This window comes from Streptomyces sp. enrichment culture (assembly GCF_964272895.1).
In the GTDB taxonomy this organism is placed as follows: domain Bacteria; phylum Actinomycetota; class Actinomycetes; order Streptomycetales; family Streptomycetaceae; genus Streptomyces.
Window position 1 is genome coordinate 107,908 of the sequence record NZ_OZ186832.1, and the last position, 21,149, is coordinate 129,056.

The 21,149-nt window shown below is 71.4% G+C and carries 16 protein-coding genes; 11 read left to right on the forward strand and 5 right to left on the reverse strand.

Translation table 11 applies throughout. The features are described from left to right. Positions 1–9: 9 nt before the first annotated feature. The gene (locus ACSU6M_RS00460; RefSeq protein ID WP_437065999.1) at positions 10–1,302 is read right to left on the reverse strand and encodes a glycoside hydrolase family 6 protein; all 1,293 of its coding nucleotides are present in this window, start codon (positions 1,300–1,302) and stop codon (positions 10–12) included. A gap of 274 nt (positions 1,303–1,576) precedes the next feature. Then, positions 1,577–2,542: a glycoside hydrolase family 6 protein gene (locus tag ACSU6M_RS00465; RefSeq protein ID WP_437066000.1), complete on the reverse strand. Its 966-nt coding sequence runs from the start codon at positions 2,540–2,542 to the stop codon at positions 1,577–1,579. Between the two features lie 237 nt (positions 2,543–2,779). Here ACSU6M_RS00465 and ACSU6M_RS00470 point away from each other — a divergent pair, with 237 nt between their 5' ends. From ACSU6M_RS00470 to ACSU6M_RS00480, 3 genes are all read left to right on the forward strand, one after another. Further along, positions 2,780–3,793: a LacI family DNA-binding transcriptional regulator gene (locus ACSU6M_RS00470; RefSeq protein WP_437066002.1), complete on the forward strand. Its 1,014-nt coding sequence runs from the start codon at positions 2,780–2,782 to the stop codon at positions 3,791–3,793. 56 nt (positions 3,794–3,849) lie between these two features. Further along, positions 3,850–4,320, forward strand: a complete 471-nt coding sequence (locus tag ACSU6M_RS00475) for a hypothetical protein (RefSeq protein WP_437066004.1) — start codon at positions 3,850–3,852, stop codon at positions 4,318–4,320. A gap of 130 nt (positions 4,321–4,450) precedes the next feature. Next, the gene (locus ACSU6M_RS00480; protein WP_437066006.1) at positions 4,451–6,097 is read left to right on the forward strand and encodes a glycoside hydrolase family 27 protein; all 1,647 of its coding nucleotides are present in this window, start codon (positions 4,451–4,453) and stop codon (positions 6,095–6,097) included. 27 nt (positions 6,098–6,124) lie between these two features. Here the strand turns inward: ACSU6M_RS00480 and ACSU6M_RS00485 are convergent, their stop codons facing one another. Together ACSU6M_RS00485 and ACSU6M_RS00490 are read right to left on the reverse strand one after the other, a co-directional pair. Next, a complete protein-coding gene (locus tag ACSU6M_RS00485) occupies positions 6,125–6,610 on the reverse strand; it encodes a universal stress protein (RefSeq protein WP_437066008.1) in 486 nt (161 codons plus the stop codon). Positions 6,611–6,613: 3 nt separating this feature from the next. Further along, on the reverse strand, positions 6,614–7,873 hold the full coding sequence (locus ACSU6M_RS00490) for an arsenic transporter (protein ID WP_437074940.1): 1,260 nt from the start codon (positions 7,871–7,873) through the stop codon (positions 6,614–6,616). An 81-nt stretch (positions 7,874–7,954) separates the two neighbouring features. Between ACSU6M_RS00490 and ACSU6M_RS00495 the strand changes: the two genes are divergently transcribed. Together ACSU6M_RS00495 and ACSU6M_RS00500 are read left to right on the forward strand one after the other, a co-directional pair. After that, positions 7,955–9,061, forward strand: a complete 1,107-nt coding sequence (locus ACSU6M_RS00495; RefSeq protein ID WP_437066010.1) for a ricin-type beta-trefoil lectin domain protein — start codon at positions 7,955–7,957, stop codon at positions 9,059–9,061. Positions 9,062–9,321: 260 nt separating this feature from the next. Beyond that, positions 9,322–9,735, forward strand: coding sequence for a hypothetical protein (locus tag ACSU6M_RS00500; RefSeq protein ID WP_437066012.1), 414 nt, complete (start codon positions 9,322–9,324; stop codon positions 9,733–9,735). A gap of 101 nt (positions 9,736–9,836) precedes the next feature. Here the strand turns inward: ACSU6M_RS00500 and ACSU6M_RS00505 are convergent, their stop codons facing one another. After that, complete coding sequence (locus tag ACSU6M_RS00505; protein WP_437066014.1) at positions 9,837–12,497, reverse strand: RICIN domain-containing protein; 2,661 nt, start codon at positions 12,495–12,497, stop codon at positions 9,837–9,839. 449 nt (positions 12,498–12,946) lie between these two features. Here ACSU6M_RS00505 and ACSU6M_RS00510 point away from each other — a divergent pair, with 449 nt between their 5' ends. From ACSU6M_RS00510 to ACSU6M_RS00535, 6 genes are all read left to right on the forward strand, one after another. Beyond that, positions 12,947–15,079, forward strand: a complete 2,133-nt coding sequence (locus tag ACSU6M_RS00510) for an alpha-galactosidase (protein ID WP_437066015.1) — start codon at positions 12,947–12,949, stop codon at positions 15,077–15,079. A gap of 41 nt (positions 15,080–15,120) precedes the next feature. Next, complete coding sequence (locus ACSU6M_RS00515; RefSeq protein ID WP_437066017.1) at positions 15,121–16,632, forward strand: glycoside hydrolase family 43 protein; 1,512 nt, start codon at positions 15,121–15,123, stop codon at positions 16,630–16,632. 170 nt (positions 16,633–16,802) lie between these two features. Beyond that, complete coding sequence (locus ACSU6M_RS00520; protein ID WP_437066019.1) at positions 16,803–17,861, forward strand: LacI family DNA-binding transcriptional regulator; 1,059 nt, start codon at positions 16,803–16,805, stop codon at positions 17,859–17,861. Positions 17,862–17,986: 125 nt separating this feature from the next. After that, positions 17,987–19,321 (forward strand): extracellular solute-binding protein, encoded by a 1,335-nt coding sequence (locus ACSU6M_RS00525; protein WP_437066021.1) that lies wholly within the window; start codon positions 17,987–17,989, stop codon positions 19,319–19,321. Positions 19,322–19,326: 5 nt separating this feature from the next. Further along, a complete protein-coding gene (locus tag ACSU6M_RS00530; protein WP_437066023.1) occupies positions 19,327–20,316 on the forward strand; it encodes a carbohydrate ABC transporter permease in 990 nt (329 codons plus the stop codon). Beyond that, positions 20,313–21,149 carry a carbohydrate ABC transporter permease gene (locus ACSU6M_RS00535; RefSeq protein ID WP_437066025.1) on the forward strand — a complete coding sequence of 279 codons (837 nt, stop codon included), beginning with the start codon at positions 20,313–20,315 and terminating at the stop codon, positions 21,147–21,149. The genes ACSU6M_RS00530 and ACSU6M_RS00535 overlap by 4 nt, the downstream gene beginning before the upstream one ends.

Consider the following 21,149-nt stretch of genomic DNA (forward strand, 5'->3'; position numbering starts at 1 on the left):
CCTGACCGCTCAGCGGTTGAACGTCAGACGCGGTACCGCGTTGCGGGCCAGGGTGTGGGCCTGGTCGGGCCACCAGGTGCCGGCGGGCGGGTCGACGATGCCGTACTCGGGGTCGATGGTCCCGCCGGTGTTGCGGGTGCAGCTGCCGTCGGACTCGCCGGGGATCTTGATCCACAGGTACGCGTCGACGAGCGGGACGCCGGTGTCGGCGGTGGGGCGCGGGCCGAGACCTCGGCCGGGCGCGTTGCACCAGATCTCCGGGTCCCCGGTGTACTTGCCCGGCTCCGGGGTCCAGGCGCCCAGGCCGTTGCGGCTGGTGTCGATCACGAAGTGGTGGAGTTCGTCGGCCGGCGGGGTGCCCACGTGCTGCTCGAACCAGGCGTCGGTCCACCGCCAGGTGGTGGGGTCGGTGGAGGAGACGGCGTTGCCGGGGGTGCCGTCGTTGGGGGCGGCCGCCGAGTAGTACTGGCCGGCGCACGAGTCGGCGGGACCACCTGTCGTGGTGGCGAACCACATGCACTTGGCGATCCAGGTGCCGTATCTGGCGTTGTGGTCGGTGGGGTGGGTGTTGGAGACGTTCAGGGCGAAGCCGTCGCTGTGGCGGATCCCGGCGTCCAGGAGCCGCTGGGCCATCTCGCCGACGGGGCGCCACTGGACGTTGCCCGCGTCCAGGTAGACCGCGGTGCGGGGCTTGGCCTTCAGGGTCTTCACGGCGTAGGCGAGGTCGGCGATCCGGGCGGCGGTCAGTCGGCCGGTCGGGTCCACGGTGGGGCCGCAGTCCTTGGGAAGCAGGGCCGTGCCGTCGGGTTCGACGACGACCACCGCCTTGTGGTTGCCGATGCCCGCGGCGAAGGCGTCGATCCACTGCCGGTAGGCGGCGGAGGACGCGGCTCCACCGCTGGAGTACTGCGTGCAGTCCCGGCCCGGGACGTTGTACGCGACCAGGACGGGCGTCCGGCCCACGGCCCTGGCGCGGTGGACGAGCTTGCTCACCTTGCCGCGCACCTCGTCGGGTGTGCCCTCGGTGAACCACTGGGCCTGCGGCCAGCTCGCCAGCTTGGCCATGTTCACGGCGTTCTCGGTGTCGCCGTTCCTGAAGTCCACGAGAGCCTGCTTCGCGGCCTTGCTGTGCGGGTCCACGTAGAACTCGGTGGCCGGGGTGATCACGTCCTGCGCGGGTGTGGCCTGCGCGGGTGTGGCCTGCGCGGGTGTGGCCTGCGCCTGCGTCGCGGTGAGGGCGGCGCAGGCCGTGAGGGCCGCGACGACGGCGGCCGCGAGGCGCCGTGGGCTGCGATGGTTCATGGCTGCTTTCTGGTCGATTTTCTGGTCGATGAGATGGTTGCGGAGCCTCCCGCCGCCCCGGCGGACCGGCGGCGTTCGCGTGTCCGGGCGGCGGGAGCATCGCCGGTGCCGACGGCGGGGGCGTCGTCCGTGCCGACGGCAGGAGCAATCGTCCGCGCCGCCGGCGCAAACAATCGTCCGTGCCGCCGGCGCAAGCATTCGTCCGTGCCGACGGCGGAGGCATCGGCCCTGCCGGCAGCAGAGGCATCGTCCCTGCCGGCGGCGCGAGTCCGGATCAGTAGCCGTAGATCATCTTGTAGGCGACCTCCGGGAGGAACTGCCCGGCCGTGGAGCCCGCGCCCACGCCGCAGTTGCCGTCGGACTCGCCCGGAGTCTTGATCCACAGGAGCATCTCGGCGCCTCCGCCCAGCCGGGTGGGGGTGCCGATGCGGCGGCCCGCGGGGTTGCACCACTGGCCGTTGGAGCCGTTGCCGTTGCGGCTGGTGTCCACGACGAACGGCTTGGTGTAGCCGTAGCGGGCGGCCAATTCGTTGTTGACGGCGTTGCCGAAGGCGGTGTTCTCGGCGGTCGTGAAGTAGTTGGAGACGTTGAGCGAGAAGCCGTGGGCCTGACGCAGGCCGGCCTCGTGGAGGCGCCGGGCCATGGTCCCCGCGCTGACCCAGCCCGGATTGCCGGCGTCCATGTAGACCCAGGTGTTGGGGGCCTGTCGGTTGAACTCGGCGAGGGCGTTGGTCAGCATGCCTTCGCGCTCGTCGATCTGAACCTGGGTCATACAGCCGTAGTCACCGAGGGAGTCGGGTTCGAGGACGACGACGGCCGGGCGGTTGCCGATGCCTCCGGCGAACTGGGCGATCCAGTTGGCGTAGGCGGAGGGCGAGGATGCTCCGCCCGCGGAATGCCCGCCGCAGTAGTCGCGGTGGTAGATGTTGTAGGCGACGAGGATGGGCAGTTTGTCGGCTTGGTCCGCCGCTCCGACGTACGCCCCCGTGGCGGTGCCGATGGTGCCGCTCCAGGAGCCGAACCAGCGGGCCATGGGGGTGTTGGCGATGGCTGCGTTGATCGCGGAGGCCCGGCCGTCGCCGGGGTTGGCGGCCACCCACCTCTTGGCGCTGGAGTTGGGGTCCACGTAGAACCCGCTCGTCATGGTGGTGGGGTCGGCCGCGTGTGCGGACGGGGCGGCGGCGAGCGCCAGCGGCAGGGCGAAGAGCGCTGCCGCCAGGGTGCGGAGTCTGCGGCTCATCACAGGACCTCGGTTTCCTGGCCGGGGAGTTACGGGGCTTGGGAGCGCTCCCACTGGAAGCGGTCCCAATCGTGGGGTGGGCTGGTTTAACTGTCAATAGATCGCGCAGGATCAAGATTTCGATCAGCGGCAAGGTCTCGGTGAGCATGCTTTTGCGCTTCTGCAGCCCGCCGGAACTGGAAGCGCTCCCAGCCCGTCGGCACGTACGGCGCCCCACCTGTGCGAGACTCCCGCTCCATGGCAGAAGATGCGCCGCGTCGGCAACCGACGCTCGACGAGGTGGCCGAACGCGCCGGTGTCTCCCGCTCCGTGGCCTCCCGCGCCCTCAACAACGCCCCGCACGTCAGCCGTGCCAAACGGGAGGCCGTCGAACGAGCCGTCCGGCAACTCGGTTACGTCCCCAACCCGACCGCGCGCGCCCTGGCCACCCGGCAGACGGGAGCGGCCGCCCTGGTCGTCTCGGGAGAGAATCCGTCGATCTTCGCCGATCCGTTCTTCGCCCGGGTCATCGTCGGGGCGTCGGCCGCTCTCGAGGAGGCCGACCTGCATCTGATGCTGTGCCTGGCCGCTTCCGACCGCGGCCGCAAGCGGGTGGCGGAGCTCCTCAGGTCCAGGGGCGCCGACGGGGTCATGCTGATGGCGCTGCGCGAGGACGACCCGCTGGCCCGTACGGCCGAATCGGCGCGGATGCCCGTGGTGTTCGGCGGACGGCCGGTCGGTCCGACTCCCCGGTGGTACGTCGATGTCGACAACGTCGGAGGGGCGCGCGCGGCGACCGAGCACCTGGTCTCACGTGGCCGGACCCGTGTGGCCGCGATCTGCGGGCGGCTGGACACCGAGGCCGGACGCGCCCGGTACCGCGGCTACCGGGACGCCATGCTGGCCGCCGGTCTCGATCCGTTCCCGCCGCAGGAGGGCGACTTCACCGAACCCAGCGGCGCCGCCGCCATGGCCGCACTGCTGGCAAAGCACCCGGATCTCGACGGGGTGTTCGCGGCCAACGACAACATGGCCGCAGGCGCGCTGCGCACCCTGCGGCAGGCCGGCCGGCAGGTTCCCGCGGACGTCGCCGTGGTCGGCTTCGACGACCTGGCCGTCGCGGAGATCGCCGACCCTCCGCTCACCACCGTCCATCAGCCCATAGAGGCTCTGGGCCGGGAGATGGCGCGCATGCTGGTCGCGCTCGTCAACGGGCAGGACCCCACTCCCCTGCTGCTGCCGACCCGCCTGGTCGTCCGCTCAAGCGCCTGACGGTGGTGAGGGAAACTCGCCTGCCTGCGCCGCTGCGCGTGGGGGATGATGCACCGATGCTCCACACCACTGATGCGGACGAGGCCGCGAGCGCGGCTCTCCTGCTGACCACGGTGCGCCGGCTGCACCGGCAGCTGGACGATTTCACCACTCACCTCTACACCTCCCATGATTTCGGGGACGATTCCGGCCTGGTGCCCGCCGTCCTGGTCGAAGAGCGCGCCACGGGGCCCGAACTGCGGCTCCATCACCGCTTCGGCTTCTTCGCCGAGGGCGATGCGGATGTCAGTGAGCTTCGGTTCTCGGCAGGTGTGACCGTCACTCCCGGCGGGTGCATCGTCGAAGCCGTGGTGGAGGTCGACCTTGAACGGCCCCGCGGAGAGTTCCGTGCCGGTTGCTGGATCCTCTACTCGGAGCGGATCGCTCACCTTTCCCTGAGGGAAGCCCTGGGCCGCTTGGAGGAGCAGGTCGCCGTGCTCTGCGGAATGGACGACGTCCCCAAACGCCTTGGTTTCCCAGCGCGTTGAGCATGGCGCAAGGCGAAGAGCCGGGCGGGACGCGGTGTTGACACCCCTCGACACACCTCTAACATCCCTGACATCGCACGTTTCCGAACGAGGATCGAAATTTCGAACACCCCCCCTAAGGAGCCCTCTGGTGCTCATACGCTCAAGCGGACGACTGCTCCGCCTCCTCGCAGCCGCCGCCCTGACGGTCGCCGCGTCCGTGACGGCCTCCGCCCACTCCCCCGCCTCGGCCGCGCCGGGCAGCCCCGCCCTCACCCCGCCGCTGGGCTGGAACAGCTGGAACAGCTTCGGGTGCGGGATCACCGAGGCCCAGGTCCGTCAGGCCGCGGACGCGATGGTGTCCTCGGGCATGCGGGACGCCGGCTACCGCTATGTGGTGGTCGACGACTGCTGGTTCGACCCGCAGCGTGACGCGCAGGGCAACCTGCGGGCGAACCCCACCAAGTTCCCCAGCGGCATGAAGGCGCTCGGGGACTACATCCACAGCAAGGGCCTGAAGTTCGGCATCTATCAGGCACCCAACGAGCGCACCTGCGCGCAGGGCGTGGGCACCTACCCCGGCTCCACCGGCAGCAAGGGCCACGAGGCCCAGGACGCCGCCACCTTCGCCTCGTGGGGCGTGGACTACCTCAAGTACGACTGGTGCTCCTCCAGCGGCACCCTCAGCGAGCAGATCGCACGGTTCACCCTCATGCGTGACGCCCTGCGCGCGACCGGCCGCCCGATCGTCTACAGCATCAACCCCAACAGCTTCCACGCCCCCACCGGCGCCTCGTACAACTGGGGCGAGGTCGCCGACCTGTGGCGGACCACCGAGGACCTGCTCGACATCTGGCAGAACGGCAACACCAACAGCTACCCCATGGGCGTCGGCAACGTCCTGGACATCACCGCGCCGCTGGCCGCGCAGTCGGGTCCGGGCCACTGGAACGACCCCGACATGCTGGTCGTCGGCCGTCCCGGTCTGACGCTGACCGAGTCCCGCTCCCACTTCGCCCTGTGGGCCCTGATGGGTGCCCCGCTCATGGCCGGCAACGACATCCGCACCATGTCCGCCGACGTCAGCGCGATCCTGCGCAACTCGCGTCTGCTGGCGGTGAACCAGGACTCGCTGGGTGCGGGCGGACGCCGGGTCCGCGACGACGGCAGCACCGAGGTCTTCGCCAAGCCGCTGTCGGACGGTTCGGTCGCGGTGGGCCTGTTCAACCGCGGTGAGAACACCGCGACGGTCACCACGACCTCCGCACAAGTCGGCCTGTCCGGCGGCCCGTTCACCCTCACCGACCTGTGGACCGGCGGGACGTCGAGCACGTCCGGGCAGATCTCGGCGAGCGTCCCCGCGCACGGCGTCGCCGTGTTCCGGGTGACCGGGGGCACCCCGCTGGCCGCCACCACCTCGCGCCTGCGCGGCAGCGCGTCCGGCCGCTGCGTGGACGTGGACAACGCCTCCACCGCCGCCGGCGCCACGGTTCTGCTGTGGGACTGCCACACGGCCGCCAACCAGCTGTGGACCACCTGGGCGGGCGGCGAGATCCGGGTCTACGGCGACAAGTGCCTGGACGCCTACAACCAGGGCACCACCAACGGCACCCGTGTCATCACCTGGCCCTGCAACGGCCAGAACAACCAGAAGTGGACGATGGGCTCCGACGGATCGATCCGCAACGTCCACGCCGGACTCTGCCTCGACGCCAACGGGGCCGGCACCGCCAACGGCACCCCGCTGATCCTGTGGACCTGCAACGGCCAGGCCAACCAGAAGTGGTCCCGCGCGTGACCGACCGCGCCGCACACGCCGTCCCCGTCACGGATGCGGCGGGGGCGGCATGGTGGACAGGCCCGGCGACGACTCGGGCCAGACCAGGAGCACCGGACAGGGGGCGTGGTCGACGACGAAGCGGCCGGCGGGGCCGAGACTGTGCGGGCCGAGGTGCGTACGGTCGCCGTCGCGGGCCACGATCAGCAGATCGCAGCCCTCGGCCGCGGCGACGACCTCCCGCTCGACACGTCCGGTGCGCTCGGTACGAGTGCAGGGGCGCCCCAGGCGGTCGGCGGCGGACCGCAGCAACTCCCGCGCGGACACGGCGGCGAGGCGCTCCACACGTGTACCCGGGTCACGCTCGGGGTGACCGCGGCCGAGCAGTCCGGCGAAGGCGCCGTGGGCCGCTCCGGGGACGTCGGCCGGGGTGACGTGCAGCAGGACGATGCCGGCGTCCGCCGGGGCGTGGGCGCGGGCGGCGTCCACGCAGGCGGGCCAGGTGCCCTCGACGATCCAGACGACCACGGACATGGGTCAGCCTCCTCCGATGACGGCCAGCGAGACCCACAGTGCCAGCACGGCGGCACCCAGGCTCGCGGGCACCGCGTACAGGCCGAGCCGGGTGAACTCCTTCAGCTCCACCTCGCCCTCGTGGGCGTGGACGATACGCCGCCACAGCAGGGTGGCCAGCGAGCCCGCGTAGGTGAGGTTGGGGCCGATGTTCACCCCGAGCAGCACGGCGAGGACGGCGCCCGGCCCCGACGGGGCGGCGAGCGGCAGCAGCACCAGCACGGCGGGGAGGTTGTTGATGACGTTGGCGAGGACGGCTGCCAGAGCGGCGAGCGCGAGCAGTTCGGGCAGCCCGGTGCCCTCGGGGACCAGCCGGCCCAGGGCCTCGTCGAGCCCGTTGTCGACGACCGCCCGGACCACGATCCCGAGGGCCAGTACGAAGGCGAGGAACGGCACCGAGGCCGCTCCCAGCAGGGCCCGCGGCGTGGTGGGCCGCCGTAGCAGGGCCCTGACGGCGAGGGTCAGGGCGCCGCCCAGGGCCGCCCATGCCGGGTCGATTCCGACCGCCGAGGTCAGCACGAACCCGGCGAGCGTGCAGCCGACGGTCACCAGGGCGAACATCGGCAGCCGCGGTGGCTCGGCGACGGAGGGGGCCTGCGCTCCGGCGTCCAGGTCCAGGGCGAAGAAGCGGCGGAAGACCACGTACTCGACGGCGATCGCGGCCAGCCAGGGCAGGGCCATCAGCGCGGCGAAGCGGGTGAAGCTGAGCCCGCTGGCCGCGAAGGCCAGCAGGTTGGTCAGGTTGGAGACCGGCAGCAGCAGCGAGGCCGTGTTCGACAGGTGGGTGCAGGCGTACACATGCGGTTTGGGGCGAGCGCCGAGCCGTGCCGCGGTGGCGAACACCACCGGCGTCAGCAGTACCACCGTGGCGTCCAGGCTGAGCACCGCCGTGATCGCCGACGCGGCGACGAACACCTGCCCCAGCAGCCGCCGCGGCCGGCCCGCCGCCGTCCGCGCCATCCAGGCCCCGCACGCCTGGAACAGCCCTTCGTCGTCGCAGAGCTGAGCCAGTACCAGTACCGCCGCGAGGAAGCCGACCACCGGCCCCAGTCGTTCGACCTCGTCCAGTGCGTCGTCCAGCGGGATCGCCCCGACGGCGATCAGCAGTCCGGCGGCCGGCACGGCCACCACGGCCTCCGGCCAGCCGAAGGGGCGGATGACCGCGCAGGCCAGCACCAGGACGAGCAGGGCCGCGGACAGTGTCTCCGCGAGCTGGGTGTTCAGAATCGGGTCCTTCCGCTCGGCGGCGGACGCACCGCCTCCACATCACACCGAACGATATCCCTGACAGAAAAGGACACCTGTATGAGAAAGTCCTGGATCTCCACCCTGGTCATGCTCGTCGCCGCCGCGCTCGGGGTGACGGCGACAGGGGCACCTCCCGCGGCGGCCGCCTCCGACACGCCGTTGCGGGTCATGCCGCTGGGCGACTCCATCACCTGGGGGGTGGGCAGCAGTACGGGCAACGGCTACCGGGGGCCGTTGTGGACCATGCTCGCGGCGGACGGCCATCCGGTGGACTTCGTCGGCACATTGCGGGGCGGTTCGATGTCCGACCCCGACAACGAGGGCCACTCCGGGTACCGCATCGACCAGATCGCCGCACTCGCCGACGCGCCGCTGACCCGCTACCGGCCCAACGTGGTGACGCTGCACATCGGAACCAACGACCTCAACGGGAACTACCAGCCCTCCACCGCCGCGGCCCGGCTCAAGTCGCTGGTCGCCCAGATCACCGCCGCCGCCCCCGACGCGACCGTCCTGGTCGCCTCCCTGGTCGTGTCCACCAGCGCCTCGGAGGAGCAGCACCGGGCCGGGTACAACCGGGCCATCCCCCAGATCGTGAGCGAGGCACAGGCGGCGGGCAAGCGCGTCGGCTATGTGGACATGAGCGGCCTGACCACGGCCGACCTGGCCGACGCCCTGCACCCCAACGACTCGGGCTACCGGAAGATGGCGGACGCCTTCCACCGCGGCATCCGGGCCGCGGACGCCGCGGGCTGGCTGAGGAACCCCGCGCCGGCCGCCGCGAGCGTGCGGTCCGGCATCACCGGCAAGTGCCTGGACGTCAAGGGCGCGGGCACCGCCGACGGGACCGCCGTCCAGAGCTGGAGCTGCAGCGGCGGGGTCAACCAGCTCTGGTCCGCCTACACCGACGGCACCCTGCGCTCCCTGGGCAAGTGCCTCGACGCCGCCGGCTGGGGCACGGCCAACGGCACCAAGGTGCAGCTGTGGTCCTGCCACGGTGGTGCCAACCAGGTCTGGCAGCCCTACAACGGCGGCTACCGCAACCCCGCCTCCGGGCGCTGCCTCGACGTTCCGGGCTCCTCCACGGCCGACGGCACACAGCTCCAGCTGTGGGACTGCCACGGCGGCGCCAACCAGAGGTGGACCACCCTCACCGCCGGATGACCCCGCGCTGCGCCGGAGTGCGCCCGAGGAGGTGAGCGCGGTGTGCACGGCACGTGAGGGGTCGGGGCGGCGCGGATGAGACGGCCCCTCCGGACGGCGGCTGCTCCGCCCCGGCCCTCGGGACGGAGCAGCCGGTCGACCACCACATCCCGTACGGCTCTGACGACCGGCGGCCGACCGCCGTGCCTGCCCTGGCCGAGGTGCTTCGCGGCCGAGCCGCATCTTGACCTCAACTGTGGTTGAGGTACAACACTCGACGCATGAACGCCACAAGCAGCAACGCCATTCTCTTCCGCAACACCATGCGCATCACCGACGGTCACCTCGACGGCTTCCGGCACGCCATCGCCCAGGCGGTGGCGTTCGCTCAGGAGCACGGCCCGCAGCTCATGGTGGACGTCTTCATCGACGAGGAGCGGATGCTGGCCCACAGCTTCCAGCTCTACCGCGACTCCGACGCCATCCGCACCCACTGGCGGCTGTCCGATCCGTACATCCGCGAGGTGATGGAGCACTGCACCGTGCAGCACTTCGAGATATTCGGCGCACCGGACGAGGACATCGTGGCGGCCCTCAGGACCCCCGACGGCGAGTCCTTCCCCTTCGCCGTCTCGCCCCGCCTCGTCGGCTTCCACCGTCTGGGGACGCCTGTCCGGAGCGCATCGCCCGCTTAGCGAACGGGACCGTCCGGTCGGCGGCCACCGGGGCGCCCGCGCGATGCGGGCACCACAGGGCGGGGGCCCCGGCGCCGTCGTGCCCGGGGCCCCGCTCCGTGTCAGGGTCGGGACGGGTCGCCGTACTGGAGGCCGCGGCCGTTGGTGCCGACGTAGACGCGGCCGAAGGTGTCGGGGTCGCCGGTGATGACGCCGACGCCGCCGATGCTGCCCCACTGGTGGGCGTCGTCGTTGACGCGGAGCCAGGTGGCGCCCTTGTCGGTGGAGCGGAAGACTCCGGTGACGTCCTCGACGGTGCCGATGAGGTACAGGGACTGGTAGGAGGCGCCCGGCGCGGCCTTGCCGAAGCCGAGGGCCGAGGCGGACTTCACCGTGGTGAGCCGGGTGAAGGTGCGGCCCCCGTCCGTGGAGTGCAGCAGCCCCTTGTCGCCGCCGGCGATCCACAGGTCCCCGGCGATGCCGGGGACGGCCTTGAGCCGGCCGTCGGCGGGCAGGCCGGTGGCGCGGGCGCTGAACGTCGCGCCGCCGTCGGTGCTGGCATGGAGCGTGCCGCCGGACAGCGCGTAGAAGGTCCGGGCCGAGGAGCGGTCGGCGACGACCACCGCGCCGGTGCCCAGACCGCCGACCCGCGACCAGCTCGCGCCCCTGTCGGTCGAGCGGTACGGGGCCTGACCCTCCTGGGTCCAGACGAGGGTGGAACCGTCCGCCGCGAGCGCGACATGGCCGTCCTGGGCAGCGGCCACCGGCTCCGCCCCGAAGCCCTTCCAGCTGCGGCCGCCGTCGGTGGAGTAGGCGCCGTCCTGGGAGCCGCCACGGCCGACGCGGACCATCGTCGACGGCTTGGACTGGGCGAAGTCGATGTCGGTGCTGTTGGTCATCATCGGGTTCTTCAGTCGCCCGGCGGGCACCTTGGTCAGGGAGTCGTGGCGGAAGCCGCCCTGGTCGCCCATGGCGGTGACGACGGTGGCGCCGCCGGGCGGGGCGATCGCGTCCAGCAGCGCGGTCTCCTCCAGCCCTCGCGCCCCCGCAGTCCAGTGGCTGGTGCCGCCGCTGTCGGTGGCGGTGGCGTCCTTGCTGCGCCAGATGCCGTTGCCGGTGCCGTACAGCACGTGCCCGGAGTCGAAGGGGTCGATGGCCAGGGCGGTCATCCAGTGCCCGGTGTGGGTGCCGATGTAGGGGGCGGCGGCGGCGTTCCGCGCCGTCCGGCCGGCCAGTGCCTTCCATGTCGTACCGCCGTCGGTGCTGCGGTAGATCTCGTCCTCGGGCCACCAGCGGCCGAGGGTGGTGACCATCACCGTGGACGGCTTGCGCGGGTCGACGGCCAGACCGGAGAACCCGTAGGAGCCTTGGGAGGGGGAGATGTTCTTCCACGCCCCGCCGGCCGGTGCGTACTTCCACACCGAGCCCGCCGTCACGCCGTTGGGTCCGAGGTTGTCGGTGTACGTCAGGTACAGCGAGCCGTCGCCGGAGAGCACGCCGTGCTGCGGCAGTTGGCCGGTGGGCTGCCCGGCGACGGCCTGCCAGGTGGTGCCGCCGTCGGTGGAGCGGTACAGGGAGGTGGACCTGTCGGCGACACCGACGTAGACCGTTCTGCTGCCGGCCGGGCCGTACGTCACGAAGGAGATGCCCGCACCGGTGCTCGCCCCGCCCTTGACGGGGAAGGAAGAGACCTGACGCCATGTCACCCCGTAGTCGGTGCTGCGCCACAGGCCGTTCTTGCGGGTGCCCAGCAGCAGCGTGCCGTGGCGCGCGGGGTCGATCGCGAGCCTTTCGCCCGCCCCGCGGCCGTCCTCGTTGGCGCCCAGCTTGAACGGCAGGTCGGTGCGCTTGAAGGTGCGGCCCCGGTCGGTGGAGCGCAGGATCGCGCCGTTGCCCGCCCATGCGTTGGTGTAGGTGCCGGCCCCGAGGTAGAGCCGTCTGGGGTCGACGGGGTCGGTGGCCACCGCGTCGATGCCGAGCAGGTTCCAGTCCTTCTCACCGACCCAGTCGGTCAGCGGAATCCACTGCTCGGCCCCCGTGTCCCAGCGGTAGGCGCCGCCCATGTCGGTCCGCGCGTACAGCAGGCCCTTCTCCCGCTGGTTGAACACCAGCCCGGTGACGTAACCGCCGCCCACCACCTGGGCGTTCTGCCACACATACGGTCCGGCGGCCGCCGCGGTCCGCGCACCGCCGGCATCGGACGCCCGGTCGCCGGCCGTCTTCACCAGCCTCCACCGCTCGTCGGCGCCGCCCCGGCTCGGATGCTGGACGACCGCGGCGCCGTCGGCCGGGGAGTTCCCGGAGACGGCCAGGACCTGCCCGCTCCTGCGGGAGGTGAAGGTGACGGCGCCGGAACCGCCCGCTTTCTCGATCTTCCACTCCTGGGAGGTGGCGGAGCTGTCGGTCTGCTGCGCGGCGACGGCGCCCTCGGCGGTCGAACCGCCCGCTATGCCCAGCACTTTGCCGCTGTTGCGGTTCACCAGCTCGTAGTAGCCGTCTGCGGTGGCCCTGAGCCTCCACTGCTGGTTGGCGGTGCCCTGGTCGGTCCACTGCTGGATGCGGGTGCCGTCGGCGGTGGAGTAGCTGTCGACGTCCATCACCTTGCCGCTGCGCACCGAGACCAGCCGGTAGTAGGCACGTCCGTCGACCGTCGCGGCCTGCGAGTCCTCCTGCGCGAACAGGAGCCAGGGCACGAGGGCGGCGGGCACACCGAGCAGCAGACCGGTGGCGGTCCAGCGACGGCGGTGACGTCCGCGGCGTCCGCCGTTCGTGGGGTTGTTCATGAGGGGGGTGTTCTCCTTGCATAGCGTTCACCGGAGGGCGACGGATCCGGGCACCGCAGTGACCGCGGATCCGACTCCTTGTGGCCGCAGCCACCGCGAAGGGTTGCCTCGGTCGGGAAACTTTTTGACCTTGGCCTGCGGACCCCGAATTGAAGCGCATCGACTCCCGCTCACTGTTGAAAGGGGCTGCTATTGGCGCAGGTCGGAGAAACCCGTCGAGGTCGCGGTCTGACCTGCCTCTTGTTTCGCAAGAAAGATGTCCGTTAACTTCCCTCTCGGGGTGAAGCGCTTCGACAGTCCGGGAAGAGACGCACACCGGCATCCACCGCAGCGGAACAGGCGCCCCGGCCACAGCTGCTGACGACACATCAGAAGCACATCGACCCCCGATCCCTGTCCTGCACACTCCTGCGCGGCCATCGACGCCCTCGACCTGGAAAAGGGACACCATGGACAACGAACAGCGGAGCTTCCGGTGGGGTCATGAGACCCTGCGACTCGACTTGGTCATCGGCGACGACGGCAGCGCCCGCCTGACGCATCTCGGGCTGCCCGGCGAAGCGGGCAGCGACCTCCGTCCGTCCCTGCCTCTGGTCGAGGTGACGGCCACCGGTCACGGCCGCGGCTGGTCGGGCAGCCGCCTGGTCGGGACCGCGCTCGGCGAGCGGCTGCGCCACCGCGGTCACCGCGCGGCCCGCGACGGCGACTGGCACACACTGACCGTGGACCTCCACGACCCGGACAGCGGGCTGGCCGCGGAGGTGACCTACCGGTCACCGGACGGCGTGCCCGTGCTCCGCGGTGAAGTGACCCTGCGCAACGAAGGGCCCTTGCCGCTGCACCTGGAGTCGGTCACCTCGCTCGTTGTGGGCTGCCTCACCCCGCGCGCCCGCGCGGCCGTCGACGCCGCCGACGTGCTGTGGGCGGACAACGACTGGCTCGCCGAGTGCCGTTGGCAGCGACAGCCGATGCGCCGGACCACCCCGGCTGTCAGCGGACGCGTGAGGTACGGGCACGGCAAGGCCGGCTTCGAACTGACCGGACGGGGCACCTGGTCGAGTTGCGGGCACCTGCCCATGGGCGGTCTGACGGACCGGCGTACCGGCCGCACCTGGGTGTGGCAGATCGAGCACAACGGCGGCGGCTGGCGCTGGGAGTGCCAGGAGCACGACGGGGCGGCCTACGTGGCGCTGTCCGGCCCCACCGACACCCACCACGGCTGGCGGCACCCCCTGGAACCGGGCGCCGCCTTCCGCACCGTACCCGTGGCCCTGTCCTTCAGCGCCGACGGCGGCCCCGACGCCGCGTTCGCCGCGCTGACCCGCTACCGCCGCGCCCAGCGCCGCCCGCACGCCGACCACCAGCGTCTGCCCGTCGTCTTCAACGACTACATGAACTGTCTGATGGGAGACCCCACCACCGACAGACTGCTGCCGCTGATCGACGCGGCGGCCGACGCGGGCGCCGAGTACTTCGTGATCGACGCCGGCTGGTACGACGACAGCGACGGCTGGTGGACCAGCGTCGGCGCCTGGGAGCCGTCCGTCACCCGCTTCCCCGGCGAGAAGGGGATCCACGAGGTGCTGGACCGGATCCGCGGACGCGGCATGGTGCCCGGCCTGTGGCTGGAGCCGGAGGTCGTCGGCGTCGACAGCCCCGTGGCCGCGTCCCTGCCCGCCGAGGCGTTCTTCCGCCGCGACGGCGTCCGCGTCACCGAGTCCGGCCGGCACCACCTGGATCTGCGCCATCCGGCCGCCCGCGCCCACCTGGACCAGGTCGTGGACCGCCTGGTCGGCGACTGGGGCGTCGGCTACCTCAAACTCGACCACAACATCGACCCCGGCTCCGGCACCAGCGCCCACCCCGGCGAGAGTCCGGGTGCCGGACTGCTCGGCCACAACCGGGCGCACCTCGCCTGGCTCGACGGCATCCTCGACCGCCACCCGCACCTGGTCGTGGAGAACTGCGCCTCCGGCGGCATGCGCTGGGACCACGCCCTGCTGTCCCGACTCCAACTGCAGTCCACCAGCGACCAGCAGAACCTCCACCACTACGCGCCCATCGCGGCCTCCGCCCCCACCGCCGTCACCCCCGAGCAGGGTGCCGTCTGGGCCTACCCGCAGCCGCAGGACTCCCTCGACGAGGTCGCCTTCACCATGGCGAGCGCCCTCCTCGGCCGCATCCATCTCTCCGGCCGCCTGCCGGAGCTGGAGCCCGAGGCCCGCGCCCTGGTCCACGAGGCGGTCGCCGCGTACAAGGCGGTCCGCGCCGACCTGCCGCGGGCCGTGCCCTCCTGGCCGCTCGGCCTGCCCGCCTGGGACGCCCCCTGGATCGCCCTCGCCCTGCACACCCCCGCCACCACATACCTCACCGTCTGGCGCCGTCCGGGAGGTGCGAGCACCACGACCGTGAGGCTGCCCGAACGGGCGGGCGGCGCAGCGCGTGCCGAAGTGCTGTACCCCGCCGCACGTCAGGCCGCCGCCGACTGGAACCCGGACACCGCCGACCTCACCGTGACCCTGCCCACCGCGCCCTCCGCGGCGCTGCTGCGCATCACCCGCACGGAACCGGACGCTCCCTGAGCGCCGTACCCGCCGCCCGCCCCACGAAAGGACGACCAAGGGTGCCAGACCAGCCCCGGCCCGCCCGCGCCGCCAACCCCGTCATCCCCGGATTCCACCCCGACCCGAGCATCTGCCGGGTCGGCGACGACTACTACCTCGCCTGCTCCAGCTTCGAGTACTTCCCCGGCGTACCGCTCTTCCACAGCCGTGACCTGGTGCACTGGCGGCAGATCGGCAACGTCCTGGACCGGCCGGAGCAGTTGCGTCTGCCGGCCGCCATGCCGTCCTCGGGCGGCATCTACGCCCCCACCCTGCGCCATCACGACGGACGTTTCTGGCTGATCGTCACCAACTGCTGCGAGGGCGGCGGGAACCTGATCGTCACGGCCACCGATCCCGCCGGTCCCTGGTCGGATCCGGTCCGGGCGCCGGGCGTGCCCGGCATCGATCCCGACCTGGCCTGGGACGAGGACGGCACCTGCTGGTGCACGGTCGCCGGGGTGTCGCAGGTCCGTCTCGACCCGTCGACCGGGCGGACGTACGGGACACCGCACAGGCTCTGGTCCGGCGGACCCGGCGCCAAGGCCCCGGAGGCGCCTCATCTGTACCGGATCGGCGACTACTGGTACCTGCTCATCGCCGAGGGCGGCACGGAGCGCTGCCACGGTGTGTCCGTCGCCCGCGGACGCGGGCCGAGCGGCCCGTTCGAGCCCTGCCCCGCCAACCCGATCCTCACCCACCGCGGCACCGACCATCCCGTCCAGAACACCGGCCACGCCGACCTGGTGCAGGGCCCCGACGGCTCCTGGTGGATGGTCTTCCTCGGCGTACGGCCGCGCGGCGGCACCCCCGGCTGGCACGTCCTCGGCCGGGAGACCTTCCTGGCCCCCGTCAGCTGGGAGGACGGCTGGCCGGTCGTCGGCGAGGTCACCGAGGACCTGGCCACGCTCCCCTGGCCGCTCTCCCCCGGACCCGTCGAGGAACGGCGGGACGACTTCGATCTCGGCGCACTCGGGCCGTCCTGGATCTCCGTGCGCGACCGGCCCGCCGGGCACTGCACGACCGAGGAGCGCCCCGGATGGCTGACGCTCCGCGCACGGGGCGGCTCCCTCGACGAGCCCGATGTGGTGTTCACCGGCCGCCGGCAGCAGCACCTGACCTGCCGGGCCCGCACCCTGATCGACCCGTCCGAGGGGCGCGGCGGCCTCGCCGTCCGGCTCGACGAACGGCACCACTACGCGATCGAGGCGACCGGCACCCACGTCCAGGTGATCGTGCGCGTCGGCGACCTGCGCAGTGTCGTGGCCGAACAGCCGGTGGCGCCGGGACCGTTGGTGCTGGGCGTCACGGTCACCGGCCCGCCGTCCCCGCACGGCCCGCTCACCGGACCCGACGTCGTCTCGCTCGGCATCGAGGCTCCGGACGGCACGTTCACCGCGCTCGCCGCCCTCGACGGCCGCTACCTGTCGACCGAAGTCGCCGGCGGCTTCACGGGCCGGGTCATCGGCATGTACGCGGCCCGGGGCACCGTCCGCTTCGACTGGTTCGACTACGAACCCGTCTACGACTGACAGGCCCTGACGCAGACGCTGGGGCGCAGGGCGAAGGGTGACGAAGTGCCCCATCCGTTCGGTGGGTCGGACGGAATCTCGGGGTGACCGGCGGGCGGTCGGCGGCATGTCCTACGGTTTCCGGAAGGTGTCCGGAGATTTTCCGGGCGTACAGCCAGGGAGGTGGGGCGATGGCCGGCCGAGGTGCACAGCGCAGGACAGGCACACGGGGTCCGGAGGAAGCGGCCAAGGTGACGATCGCCGAGATCGCGCGGGAGGCCGGTGTGTCCGTGCCGACCGTCTCGCGGGTCGTCAACGGGCGCTCGGACGTGTCGCCCGCCACCCGTGCCCGGGTCGAGGACCTGCTGCACCGGCACGGCTACCGCCGCCGTCCGGCCGCCGCCGGCACCCGGGCGGTCCTGCTCGACCTCGTCTTCAACGATCTGGACAGCCCCTGGGCCGTCGAGATCATCCGGGGCGTCGAGGAGACCACGCACGATGCCGGTGTGGGCACGGTGGTCTCCGCCATCCACGACCGGGCGGGGTCCGCGCGGCAGTGGATGACCAATCTGCGGGCCCGCCAGTCCGACGGCGTGATCCTGGTGACCTCGGTGCTCGCGCCGGGGATCCACGAGCAACTGCGCCGGCTGGGTGTGCCGTTGGTGGTGGTCGACCCGGCAGGTTCGCCGGCCACCGACGCGCCGAGCGTGGGCGCCACCAACTGGGCGGGCGGGATGGCCGCGACCGAGCATCTGCTGCGGCTCGGACACCGCAGGATCGGGTTCATCGAGGGGCCGCCCCGGCTGCTGTGCTCGCGCGCCCGGCTCGACGGCTACCGGGCGGCGCTGGACGTGGCCGGCGTGGCGGTGGACCACGCCCTGACCGTGCCCGGCGACTTCTACCACGAGTCCGGGTTCAGGGGCGCGGGACGGCTGCTGGACCTCGACGAACCGCCCACCGCGATCTTCGCGGCGAGCGACCAGATGGCGCTCGGCGCGATCGAGGCGCTGCGGCGGCGCGGGCTTCGGGTGCCGGAGGACATGAGCATCGTCGGCTTCGACGACCTGCCCGAGGTGCGCTGGAGCGCGCCTCCGCTGACGACGGTCCGCCAGCCGTTGTCCGACATGGGCAAGCTGGCCGCCAGGATGCTCCTCGACCTGGCACAGGGCGTCGAACCGGCTTCGCCCCGAGTGGAGTTGGCGACCGAGCTGGTGGTCCGCGCGAGCACCGCACCGCCCCGCCCGGCATAACGGAAGATAACGCTCCGGGGGTGTCGACGGCCTTTTTTGTCAAGGCCGTTGACACCCCTCTTGCATGCCCGTAACTTCCATGGCCGTCTCCGTATAGTTATCGGAAATTTTCCGGAAGGTGTGCCATGTCTGCCTCCGTTCGAGCCATCACTTCCGTGTTCCGCGCCTCGCCCTCCCCCCTCTCCCGCCGCCGGTTCCTGGGGAGCACCGCGGCGGTGGGCCTGGGGGCGGCCGGCCTGTCCGCCTGTTCGGACTCGGGGTCCTCCAACACCGACAGTCAGGGGCGGACCGTCGTGGAATGGTGGAACATCCAGACCACGGAACCGTCGAAAAGTATCTGGCCCGAGCGGGCGAAAGCCTTCGAGGCCGCACACCCCGATGTGCGCATCAAGCTCGTCACGATGGAGAACGAGGCATACAAGTCGAAGATGACGGCGCTGACCAGTTCCGGAAAGCTGCCGGACATCTACCACACATGGGGCGGCGGCGTTCTCCGGCAGCAGATCGACGCCGGCCTGGTCGAGGACCTCACGCCTTCTGTCGGCTCGCTGCTCGACACCCTCGTACCGGCGTCGGTCAAGGCGTACCAGTTCGACGGGAAGACGTATGCCGTGCCCTTCGACATCGGCGCCGTCGGGTTCTGGTACAACAAGGCCCTGTTCGCGCGGGCCGGCATCCAGGCGCCCCCCACCACCTGGGCCGACTACCTCGACGCGGTCAGGAAGCTGAAGAGCGCCGGGATCACTCCCATCGCCCTGGCGGGCAAGGAGAAGTGGCCCGGCATGTACTACTGGGCGTACCTGGCCATGCGGATCGCCGGGATCGACGGCATGCAGGCGGCCGCCGACACCAAGGACTTCACCGGCGACGACTTCGTCAAGGCGGGTGAGCACCTGAAGGAACTCGTCGCGCTCGAGCCGTTCCAGAAGGGCTTCCTCGGCGCCGCGTACTCCACGCCCACCGGCGAGGCGGCCGCGATGGGCAACGGCAAGGCGGCGATGGAGCTGATGGGCCAGTGGGCGCCCGTCGTGCAGGCCGACGCGGGCAAGGGCATCGGCAAGGACCTCGGGTTCTTCCCGTTCCCCGCCGTCGCCGGCGGCAAGGGGGCCCAGACCGATGTGTTCGGCGGAGGCGGCGGCTACGCGGTGCGCAAGGGCGCCCCCAAGGCAGCCGTGGACTTCCTGAAGTTCTTCATGTCGGCCGAGTCCGACCGCATTCTTGTGTCGAAGGCGTCGATGATGCCCGTCGTCAAGGACGCCACGAGCGCCCTGACCGATCCCAGCCTCAAGCTGGTCTCCGATGTCGTCGGCAAGGCCACCGGTTTCCAGCTCTACCTCGACCAGGCGTACCCGCCCGCCGTCGGCCAGGAGATCAACGACTCGGTGGCCGCCCTGATCGCCGGATCCAAGTCGCCCGAGCAGGTGGCCCGTTCGGTGACCCAGGTCGCGAAGAGCCAGTGACCGCCATGGCCTCCCCGTCCGTGAAGGAGCCCGCGACCGCCCCTGCTCCACCGAAGCTGCCGGACGCCGGGACCGGGCGGTCACGGGCCCGGCGGACCGTCGACTGGCTGACCGCCTTCACCTTCACCCTGCCCGCCCTGGTGCTGTTCGGCGTGCTCGTGCTCGCCCCGATCCTGTACGCCCTGTACGTCAGCCTCTTCAACTGGGGCGGCTTCGGCTCGCCCGAGGACTATGTCGGCCTCGACAACTACAGCCGGCTGCTGCGGGACCCGGTCTTCCTGGGCGACCTGTGGCGCGGACTGCTGCTGGTGCTGTTCTCGGTGGGCGTGCAACTGCCGTTCGCGCTCGCCATGGCGGTCCTGCTCAACCAGCGGCTGCGCGGCCGGGCCCTGTACCGGACCCTCTTCTTCGCCCCCTACGTCCTGTCCGAGGTCATCACCGGCGTCCTCTTCTCCATGATCTTCGCGCCGGAGGAAGGGCTCGCCGACAACGTGCTCGGCAAGGTCGGCCTCGACGGCCTCGGCGGTCTGTGGTTCGCCGACCAGGACCACGTACTGCCGACCCTGTTCCTCGTCATGACATGGAAGTACTTCGGCTTCCACATGATGCTGTACCTGGCCGGACTGCAGGGCATCCCCGCCGAACTGCACGAGGCGGCCCGCATCGACGGCGCCGGCCCCTGGCAGCGCTTCCGCCACATCACCCTGCCGCTGCTCGGACCGACGATCCGCATCAGCGTCTTCCTCTCCGTGATCGGCGCCATCCAGCTCTTCGACCTGGTGTGGGTGGTCACGCAGGGCGGCCCCGACCACCACTCCGAGACCATGGCCGTGACCATGTTCCAGTACGGCTTCAAGCGCTTCGAGATCGGCTACGCCAGCGCGATCAGCATCGGCATGTTCCTCATCAGCCTCGTCTTCGCCCTCGTCTACCAGCGCTCCGTGCTGCGCCGCGACACCGAAGGAGCCCTCACCACCATGCGAGCCTCCCGATGAGCGCCGGCACGCGCAGAAGGCTGCGCTCCGCACCGCTGTATGTGATCGTGTGGCTGGTCGGCGTCGTCATGGTCACACCGCTGGTGTACGCGTTCGTGTCCGGGTTCAAGTCCACCGACCAGCTCTCCAGCAACACCTTCGGGCTGCCCTCGCCATGGGTGACGTCCAACTACACCGATGTGCTCGCCTCCGGCTCGTTCTGGCGCATGCTGGGTTCGTCCACCCTGATCGCCGTCGGTACGGCCCTGCTGACCGTCGGCACCGCGGCCCTCGCCGCCTTCGCGCTGGCCCGCTTCGCCTTCCGGGGCCGCGAGGTGCTCTTCACCCTGTTCACCGCGGGGCTGATGTTCCCGTTCGCCGTGGCGATCCTGCCGCTGTTCGTGCTGCTGCGCACCTTCGGGCTGCTCGACAACCCCTGGGGCGTGATCCTGCCGCAGGCGGCGTTCGGCCTGCCCATGACCATCGTCATCCTGCGCGGCTTCTTCCGGGAGATCCCCGGAGAGATCGAGGAGGCGGCCACCCTCGACGGCTGCTCGGCGTTCGGCTTCTTCTGGCGGATCCTGCTGCCCATGGCGCGGCCCGCGCTCGGCACCGTGTCGATCCTCGCCATCGTCGGAAGCTGGAACAACTTCCTCCTTCCGCTGCTGGTGTTCAGCGAGCAGACCTGGTGGACGATCCCCATCGGCGTCCAGCAGTTCCAGGGCCAGTACGCCACCGACATCGCCCGCGTCTTCGCCTATCTCGTCCTCGCCATGGTGCCGGCCCTCGCCTTCTACGCCGTCGCGGAACGGCAGTTGATCGGCGGCATCACGATGGGCGCCACCAAGGGCTGA